This window comes from Syntrophotalea sp. (assembly GCF_050253115.1).
Taxonomy (GTDB): domain Bacteria; phylum Desulfobacterota; class Desulfuromonadia; order Desulfuromonadales; family Syntrophotaleaceae; genus Syntrophotalea; species Syntrophotalea acetylenica.
The window spans coordinates 15,607-17,005 of sequence record NZ_JBFWJQ010000049.1 but is presented as its reverse complement, the minus strand read 5'-3'; the positions used below and the strand labels follow the sequence as shown (position 1 = coordinate 17,005).

Below are 1,399 nucleotides of genomic sequence, written 5' to 3'. Positions count from 1 at the left end.
ACGAATTGCGCCAGGCTCTGAAAGATCGGTGGGGGGAGCGTCTTGAACTGGCCAGTCTCGGTTAATACCGCAATAAGAAATAAAAACTATATTTATTGGTTTACATAATATATCTTATCCGACTCAAGCGTTAATGGTCGGCTGGGGGGTCTGTCATGACGTCCCCAGGTCAACGCCGCCATGCTCGCGTCAAGGCCCGCCTCGAAAAGCTGCAATTCTACGTTGGCTGCCTGAACAACGTTGAACGCTCCAAACTCGCCGCCCGTTACCTGCGCAAGGTTCCCGCTGAACATCGTCCGTACCTTCTCCGCAAGCTCTCCATTGCCGAACTGGCTTTCTGTGAGGTCTTCTCAAGGGACACTTACGGATGGTAAGCCTTGTTTCGCTTCCCGTCATGGCGGCCCCTATTTTTTTGCAATGAACAGAAGGCTGTTCCACTTTCCCTTCTGAATCTCCAGAACGGAGAATCCTGCCTCTTTAAGCATGTGTCGGATTTCCTCCGGCGTGGGAAAACGGCTCCCCATCAGGACGATTTTTTCCGCCAGAGCTATGGCGCGAGTTCCCCACCTCCGGATATCGAACTCCTCTATTACCAGCAATCCCCCCGGGGCGAGAACCCGTGCCACCTCTGCTATGCTCTCCTTCTGTAGGGGAAAATGATGCAGGGCATCTATAATCAGGGCTCGTTCAAAGGAGGCATCGGTAAAAGGCAAACCTGCAACATCAGCCCTCACCAGGGCCATATTCCCCTTCTTTCGAGCCTGACGCAGCATTCCCTGGGAGCAATCCACGATGACGACCTGTTCGACATCGGGGCGCAGAGCAGCGGAGACCCGGCCAGTTCCGCCGCCAGCGTCAAGCAGGCGCCCCCTGACGGGAAGCCCGAGGGCGGTTCTCCAGTATTCCATATCCGGAGCCCCCAGAGTTCTTCCCAGAAATTGATCATACCCCCGCGAGAGCAGGTCGAAATGAAAGGACATGGTTCGTTTCCTTGTTTATCCTTATTTGCCTCAAAACAGTTTATCAAAGCCTGACGGCAGGCAACCGCAAAGTGTTGCCGATTGGATACGAAAATCCTCTCGATAGAAAGATTGGCGGATCTTTCGCAAAAATTTGTTTCACATGATAATCTGCAATCTGATAATTCCGTGCCCCGGGTCTTTTTGACCCGGATTTTTAAGCATGCTTGTCATGCCCCGGCGGGAGAAAGGTAGATAAACGGCGTGGATGCCTGGTTACAACGGGTGGCGGATGTGGTCTGGGGACCTGTCACGGTGGTGCTGTTGGTCGGTACCGGCGTGCTCATGACGGCGTTGCTCGGCCTGGTGCAGTTGCATCGTTTCCGTTATGCCTGGCAGCTTGTCTCCGGACGTTTTGACAACCCTGAGGATGCTGGCGA

The 1,399-nt window shown here is 53.9% G+C and carries 2 protein-coding genes; one reads left to right on the top strand and one right to left on the bottom strand.

Translation table 11 applies throughout. The features are described 5' to 3' along the window. Positions 1–155: 155 nt before the first annotated feature. Positions 156–374: a hypothetical protein gene (locus tag AB7E65_RS07005; RefSeq protein WP_428745538.1), complete on the top strand. Its 219-nt coding sequence runs from the start codon at positions 156–158 to the stop codon at positions 372–374. Between the two features lie 30 nt (positions 375–404). Here the strand turns inward: AB7E65_RS07005 and AB7E65_RS07000 are convergent, their stop codons facing one another. Next, a complete protein-coding gene (locus AB7E65_RS07000) occupies positions 405–980 on the bottom strand; it encodes a class I SAM-dependent methyltransferase (protein ID WP_428745537.1) in 576 nt (191 codons plus the stop codon). Between the last annotated feature and the right edge of the window lie 419 nt (positions 981–1,399).

Excerpts from the sequence above, each read along its gene's own strand:
- AB7E65_RS07005 (WP_428745538.1), top strand. The coding sequence starts at position 156 with ATGACGTCCCCAGGTCAACGCCGCCATGCTCGCGTCAAGGCCCGCCTC.
- AB7E65_RS07000 (WP_428745537.1), bottom strand. The coding sequence starts at position 980 with ATGTCCTTTCATTTCGACCTGCTCTCGCGGGGGTATGATCAATTTCTG.